Source organism: Mycobacterium sp. TH-M106 (assembly GCF_057473765.1).
In genome coordinates, this window is sequence record NZ_JBYCLE010000210.1 from 21,178 (window position 1) to 28,365 (window position 7,188).

General features: G+C 71.4%; 4 protein-coding genes and 1 pseudogene. 2 read left to right on the forward strand and 3 right to left on the reverse strand.

All coding sequences use genetic code 11. The features are described from left to right. Window positions 1-59 precede the first annotated feature (59 nt). Window positions 60-3,569 carry a PecA family PE domain-processing aspartic protease gene (locus tag AC2VOP_RS07675; protein ID WP_486960407.1) on the forward strand — a complete coding sequence of 1,170 codons (3,510 nt, stop codon included), beginning with the start codon at window positions 60-62 and terminating at the stop codon, window positions 3,567-3,569. Window positions 3,570-3,572: 3 nt separating this feature from the next. Here AC2VOP_RS07675 and ppk2 read toward each other — a convergent pair whose 3' ends face one another. Further along, window positions 3,573-4,397, reverse strand: coding sequence for a polyphosphate kinase 2 (ppk2, locus tag AC2VOP_RS07680; protein WP_486960408.1), 825 nt, complete (start codon window positions 4,395-4,397; stop codon window positions 3,573-3,575). Further along, window positions 4,394-5,821, reverse strand: a complete 1,428-nt coding sequence (locus tag AC2VOP_RS07685; protein WP_486960409.1) for a WS/DGAT/MGAT family O-acyltransferase — start codon at window positions 5,819-5,821, stop codon at window positions 4,394-4,396. The genes ppk2 and AC2VOP_RS07685 overlap by 4 nt, the downstream gene beginning before the upstream one ends. 207 nt (window positions 5,822-6,028) lie before the next feature. Between AC2VOP_RS07685 and AC2VOP_RS07690 the strand changes: the two genes are divergently transcribed. Continuing rightward, window positions 6,029-6,580: an Rv3235 family protein gene (locus AC2VOP_RS07690; RefSeq protein ID WP_486960411.1), complete on the forward strand. Its 552-nt coding sequence runs from the start codon at window positions 6,029-6,031 to the stop codon at window positions 6,578-6,580. Between the two features lie 57 nt (window positions 6,581-6,637). On the opposite strand, the pseudogene AC2VOP_RS07695 reads toward AC2VOP_RS07690, so the two are convergent. After that, window positions 6,638-7,188: pseudogene (locus AC2VOP_RS07695) on the reverse strand (preprotein translocase subunit SecA); the annotation flags it as partial.

Here is a 7,188-nt window from a genome sequence, read left to right on the forward strand (position 1 = left end):
CGGGGGTGAGCCCCTCGGCTTACTGAATAGGCACGCGAACTTCACCAAAGGTCACCGACATGGCTGGTCAGCGAAGCACCAAGCCGAGTAGGTGGGGTCGTCGGGTGGTGGGAGCCGGTGGTGCCGCGGGGGCGTTTCTGGCGTTCGGGATGTGCCCACTGGCCGGCGTCTCGGCGCGGGCCGAGGGTGAGCTGGATTGGCTGATTGATCTTGTCGATCCGGCGCTGAGTTTGCCCGGCAGCACCGATCCGGGCGGTGCAGCGGCGATGCCCCTCGGCGAGCTGCCCACCGATGCGCTGGCCGGCAGCGGTAGCGGCACCGTGACCGCCTGGATCGACCACGACATCTACACCCCACTGCATACCGCTGTCGAAGCCTGGATCAACAGCCGGTTCGGTACACGCACCGACGATGCGATTGACCATCTGGTCGGCTCGTACGCGATCGGCAACGGCACCCCCGGCACCGCGGCCCACCCGAACGGGACGGCCGGTGGTTGGTTGGTCGGCAACGGCGGCGCCGGCTGGAACAGCGACATAGCCGGTACGGCCGGCGGCAACGGCGGGGCCGCCGGACTGTTCGGTGACGGCGGTGCCGGCGGTAACGGCGGCGAAGGCGCCGCCGGCGGTGACGGCGGCAACGGCGGCACATTCCTGGGCATCGGTGGCGCCGGCGGTGACGGCGGCACCGGTGTCGACGGTGTCGACCACGGTGTCGCTGGGGACGGTGGGGCAGGTGGGGCTGCCCCCGGCCGGTGGTTCGGCTGCGGTGGCGCCGGCGGGGCCGGCGGGATGGGCGCAGCCGGCCCCGACGGTACGACAGGCGAAGCCGGCGGTGCCGGCGGCACCGGAGGTGACGGCGGTGCGGGCGGAGCCAGCACGGGCCTGTTCGGCCACGGCGGTGCCGGCGGAGCCGGCGGTGACGGGGGCGCCGGCGGTCGAGGTGGGGCCGGTGCCGACGGCGAGGCCGGTTCCTTCGCCGACGGCGGTGACGGCACCGGCGGTGACGGCGGCAATGGCGGCAGCGGGGGAACCGGCGGCAACGGTGGAGCCGGCGGGGCCGGCGGGGCCGCCATCCACGGTCCCGCCGGCGTCGACGGTAACGGTGGCGCCGGTGGGGCCGGCGGGGCCGGCGGAATACCCGGCAACGGCGGTGTCGGTGCGGCCGGCACCGCGGCCCACCCCAACGGCGGGTCCGGCGGCGACGGCGGCAACCCAGGTCAGGCCGGTGCCGGCGGGACAGGAGGTGCGGCCGGCGGGGCCAGCGGTGTGGCCGGTGCCGGTGGTGCGGCCGGCGCCGCGGTCACCAGCGGCGGCAACGGCGGCAACGGCGGGGCCGGGTTCAGTCCGACGACCCCCGGCGGGGACGGCGGTGACGGCGGCAATGGCGGCAACGGCGGCGAGTACGGCAACGGCGGGCAGGGTGGGGCTGGCGGAGCCGGCGGCGATGGCGCCGCCGGCGTCAGCAATCCTGACCCGGGCGGCAACGGCGGCACCGGCGGAAACGGCGGAGAAGGCGGCACCGGCGGCGCCGGCGGCAACGACGGCGGCAGCGGCGGGGCCGGCGGCAACGGCGGCGACGCCGGCAAAGGGGGAAACGGCGGTAGCGCGGGCGCCGGCGGCACCGTGGGCGGCAGCGGCGGCAACGGCGGCCAGGGCGGAGGCGGCGGCCAGGGCGGTGCCGGCGGCAACGGCGGCGCCGGCGCCAACGATGGCGGCGAGGGCGGTGCCGGCGGCAACGGTGGCGCCGGCGGCTCCGGCGGCAGCCCTGGCCAGGGTTCCGACAACTTGGCCAACGGTGTGTTCTTCGGCAGCGGCGGCAACGGCGGCGCCGGCGGTAACGGTGGAGCTGGTGGCCGGGGCGACAGCGGCTCGCTCGGCGACAACCCGGGCTTCACCGGCGGTGACGGCGGCGCCGGGGGGCAGGGCGGTCCGGGCGGTGCCGCCAGCCAATCGGGGTTCGGCCTCTACGGATCCAACGGCGACGGCGGGCCCGGCGGCGACGGCGGTCCGGGCGGCGACGGAGGTCCGGGAGGCGACGGCAGCGGCAGCGCCGGTGGAACCGGCGGCGACGGCGGCAACGGCGGGACGGCCGGCGCAGGCGGCGCACCGGGCAACGGGTTCGACTCCGCACCCGGGATCGAAGGGCTGCCCGTCGGTACCGGCGGCAACGGCGGCACCGGCGGAGCCGCCGGCGACGGCGGCGATGGCGGACAAGGCGCCAGCGGCTTCGCTGGCGGTGACGGCGGCAAGGGCGGCGCCGGCGGAGACGGCGGCAGCGGCGGGGATGGCAGCGGCAAGTACTTTGCCCAGGGCGACAACAGCGGGAACGGCGGCACCGGCGGCGCCGGCGGCACCGGCGGCGACGGCGGCACGGGCGGCACCGGAGCCGACGGCGGTGCCGGTGGCAACGCCGGTCCCGGGGGCAGCGGTGGGAACGCCGCTAACGGCGGCAGCGCCACTTACGTCGGCCCCGACGCTTACGGTGGCGCCGGCGGCGACGGCGGTGACGGCGGCCAGGCGGGCACCGCCGGCGGTGGCGGGGCCGCCGGCCCGGGCGCTCAGACAGGTAGCGCCGGAGCCGGCGCCGACGGCGGCAACGGCGGCAGCGGCGACGCCGGCGGCAGCGGCGGCCCGGTCGGCTCGCCCGGTGTCAACGGCGCCGGCGGCGTCGGCGGAGCCGGCACTTCCCCCGGCGGCCACACCGGCAGCACCGGCGGGACCGGCGGCACTGACAGCTCAGGCGGCCCGGTCAACGCCACCGTGCCACTGCACATGAACGCCGTGACCGAGCCGGTGATCGACATCTCGGTGAACGGTGGGCCGATGGTGCCCGTGCTGGTCGACACCGGATCCACCGGCCTGGTGATGCTGAGCCAGTATGTCGGAACACAGAACCTCGGCGCCGTCGTCTATTCCGGTGCTGCCGGCTACAGCGGCGGGCTGTCGTATTCCTACAGCACCTATGACACGACGGTGGGTTTTGGGGATGGAATCGTCACGGCGCCGACCGCCGTCGACGTCATCAGCGCGGCATCGACGACGGCCGCCGAGAACTACTTCGCCCCCGCTGGCATAGACGGTGTCCTGGGCATCGGGCCGAACAACGGATTCCCGGGCACCAGCACCGTGATCTCGGCGCTGCCGGGTCTGCTCAACAACGGCGCGCTCATCAGCGAATCCCAGGGGGTGCTGGAGTTCGGACCCAACCCGTTGACTCCCGTCGTCTCGGTTGCCGGAGCGCCGATCACCGCCGCTGACGTCTCGGTCGGCCACGGGTCTCTTGAACCCGTCTACGTGATGATCGATTCCGGTGGCGTGTACGGAACCATCCCGTCGTCCGTGGTCACCGGTGTACAAGTCGGCGAGCAGTTGCCGGCGGGGACGGCGATCGCCGTCTACACCGCCGACGGCCAGACGCTGCTGTACTCGTACACGACGACCGCGACAGACGGCCCGACCGTCACCTCGGGGAGTCTGATGAATTCCGGGTACATCCCTTTCGAGCAGGGCCCGGTGTATATCAGCTACAGCCCCAGCGGCTTCGGGACGACGACCTTTGACGAGTGATCGCTATTCGCGGTCGCCCAGCAGGGTTGCGACGTGGTCGTCGACATACTTGTACAGTTCGCGGGACGGGCGCCGATAGTCACTGGCCACTGGTTTGTCGGGTAGCTCTATCTTCGGCTGTGCCACATCCTCGTGATAGTCGATGGTGGACAGCAGATGCGCCATCATATTCAGCCGTGCGTGTTTCTTGACATCGGATTCCACATGGTACCAGGGACTTTGGGGGATGTCGGTGTGTATCATCATCTGGTCCTTGGCCCGCGCGTAGTCCTCCCACCGGTAGACCGACTCCAGATCCATCGCGGTCAGCTTCCACTGCCGGACCGGGTCGGTGCGGCGCTTCTGGAAACGGCGCAGCTGCTCTTCGCCGGAGATCGAAAACCAATACTTGCGCAACAGGATCCCGTCGTCGATCAACATCTGTTCGAAGAGCGGAGTCTGACGCAGGAACAACGCGTGTTCGGCCGGCGTACAAAATCCCATCACCTGCTCCACACCGGCGCGGTTGTACCAGGAACGGTCGAACAGCACGACCTCCCCGCGGCCCGGAAGGTGTGCGACGTACCGCTGGTAGTACCACTGCCCGCGTTCGCGATCGGTCGGTGCCGGCAGCGCGGCGATGCGCACCACACGCGGACTGAGGTATTCGGTGATGCGCTTGATGGCTCCGCCCTTGCCCGCGGCGTCACGACCCTCGAAGATGACCACGACGCGGGCCCCGGTGTGGCGCACCCACTCCTGAAGTTTGACGAACTCTGTTTGGAGTCGGAACAACTCGGCCTTGTACACCCGCTTGCCCAGTTTGTCCCGGCCGGGCTTCCCACTCATTGGGCGGCCTCCAGCAGCTCAGCCAGCGCTTCCTGCAGCAACGCCGACACCACCCCGACATCGCTCATCGCCTTGCGGTCGGCATTGACCCCGTAGTACAGCATGCCGTTGTAGGACGTCACACCGATCGCCAGCACCGTGTTGGGCAACAGCGGCGGCACCATATAGGCCTGCAGCAGCTTTGCGCCGCAGACATACAGCTGCCGCTGCACACCGGGCACATTGGTGATCAACAAGTCGAACACCCGCCCGGAAAACCCCGCGGAGTCCATCGCTGCCCGCACTCCCATGGCGTGCAGGGTGGGTGGCGCGAAACCCCACATGGCCACAATGGTTCGAGCGTCGACCAGGCGCATGGCGGCGGAATGCGATTCGGTCGCATAGCTGATCTGGGAGAGCCGGACCACCGGGTTGGGCTCCCCGACCGGCAGATCGATCAGCAACGGCGTCACCGCACCGACGGGCTGGCTGTGCCCCACCGGTCCGGTCGTGTCGACCTCGTCGTCCGGGTAGACGGAGAGCGGCGCCATTGCCCGGACCGTCCGCGTCGAGGGAACCGGCTCGCCCCGAGAAAGCAGCCAGTTGCGCAGCGCGCCGGTGATCACGGCCAGCACCACGTCGTTGACATCGCAGTCGTAGCTGGCCCGCACCGCCCGGTAGTCCTCCAGGCGTGCCTGCGCGACCGTGAACAGTCGGTTGGGGGAGACCTCGCTGTTGAGCGGGCTCGCCGGTGCGGTGCCGCGCGTCACCGTACGGGCCACGTCCCATGCCTTGCGGCCGGCCTGAGCCAGCAGTCCGGAGCTGGTCGCCAGCTGGCTGGCCGCCGACCGGATAGCCTGCAGCTGCGCCGCGGGCGCGCGCATCCAGTCACCGACCGCGCCGGCGACAAGTTCCGCGGCGCTGGGTTCCCGGCGGGGTATCCAGAAGTCCTCCTCGAACGGCGGCGGACGCTGACTCCGGTCAACGATCACGTGGGCGATCGCGGGTGCGGCCATCCCGTTCACCAGCGTCTGGTGCGACTTGGCGTAGACGGCGATGCGGTTGCGGGCCAGCCCCTCGATCAGATACATCTCCCACAGCGGCCGAGACTTGTCCAATGGCTGCTGGAACACCTCGGCGATCAGCTCGTGCAGCTGTTCGTCGCTGCCGGGCGAGGGTAACGCCCGACGCCGAACGTGGTAGGTGATGTCGAAATCGCGGTCGTCGATCCACACCGGCCTGACCAAGCCGCCGATGACATCGCGAACCTTCTGACGGTAACGCGGCACCTGGGGCAGGCGCTGCTCCACGGTAGCCAGCAGCTTCTCGTAGCTCAAGCCTGCGCGGGGCCGGTTCAGGATCAGCAGCGCACCCAGATACATTGGCGTGGCAGTGTTTTCCAGCCGGTAGAAGGATGCATCGGATACCGACAAGCGGCTCACCATCGCGGCCCGTCCTCCCTGCCGTCTCGACCTGGCCAGCCCCGATCGGGCCGAATTGACTGCTGCTCGCTCACGCTACCGAACGGCCTGCAGCGCACCCGAATGCAGCCGATCGCCGGTTGTGCGATGATGCCCATAGCGCCCACGGCGTTCTGCCACTCTCCAGCAGGCCCGTTAGTCCGATCGACCTCTGGAGAACTGACCTTGACCGTGAACCCGATCCCGCCCGGCGCCCTAGCCGTCGCGCCCGTCACGCCCATCATTGACTACGAGCCGCCGCCCGGTGCGGTCGTGCAGGGCCGGTTCCCAGTCCGGGCACCGTCGCTGCTGCGGTCGCGCCGCAAGTACGCACCGACGCTGACGACGGTACCGCCCGGCCGGCCGCCGCGGGCTGTCCTCTCACCGGCAACGCGGGCGGCCGCCGCGTTCGCCGAAACCGCGCTGCGGCGGGTGCTGGAGGTCGTCGACCAGCGTCGTCCGGCGGCTCACCTTCATCCGCTGTTGGCCGCGGGCCTGGTCGACTCGGTGCTGTCAGTGCTGTCCGAGCACCCCGCGAGTTCCTCGGCGACCCGATGCGCCGGTGTGGCGACGCTGCAGCGGCTGCGGCTGCAGATGGTCGGATCGGCGGACCCACCCACGGCCGCCGAGGTGTTCGGGACCTACCGGCGTGGCCGGCGGATCCACGCCGTGGCCTGTCGCCTGGAGCGGATTCCGGCGGTTGCCGGCCCGGGCTGGCAGATGGTGGCGCTGCACATTGGATGACAACCGGCGCTCGCCCTCCGATAGGGCCGCTGGCCGAGCTTGTGCGCCGAACGGCTACTAGCGCTTCCTGCCCGACTTCGCCAGCTTGGCCTCGCGGGCCTGGCGCCGCGCAGCCTCCCGGCGTTCCCGCCGGCTGGTTCCGGTCGCGCCGGCTGAGCCAGCGGCGCCGGCACGCCCCGCGGATCCGGGCTCACCGTTTCCGCGTTGCACCTGGGCGGAACCGTCCTCGGCGGGACCGGAATAGGTCAACGCCCGCCCGCCACCGTCAGCGCCGCCAATGCCCTTGGCGTGCAAAGCCGGCGGTGCCGCCCGGCCGGACCCGGTGCCAGATCCGGAAACACGCTGCTGCGCGGTGCCCGCGGCCGCCGTGGCGAGTTCCTGCAGACCCTCCGGTGCGGCCATCGGCGCCACCGTCTGTGCCGGCGCGGCTTCCACGGCGACGTTGAACAGGAAGCCCACTGACTCCTCTTTGAGCCCGTCGAGCATGCCGGTGAACATGTCGTAGCCCTCACGCTGGTATTCGACCAGCGGGTCCCGCTGGGCCATCGCCCGCAGGCCGATGCCCTCTTTGAGGTAGTCCATCTCGTAGAGGTGCTCGCGCCACTTGC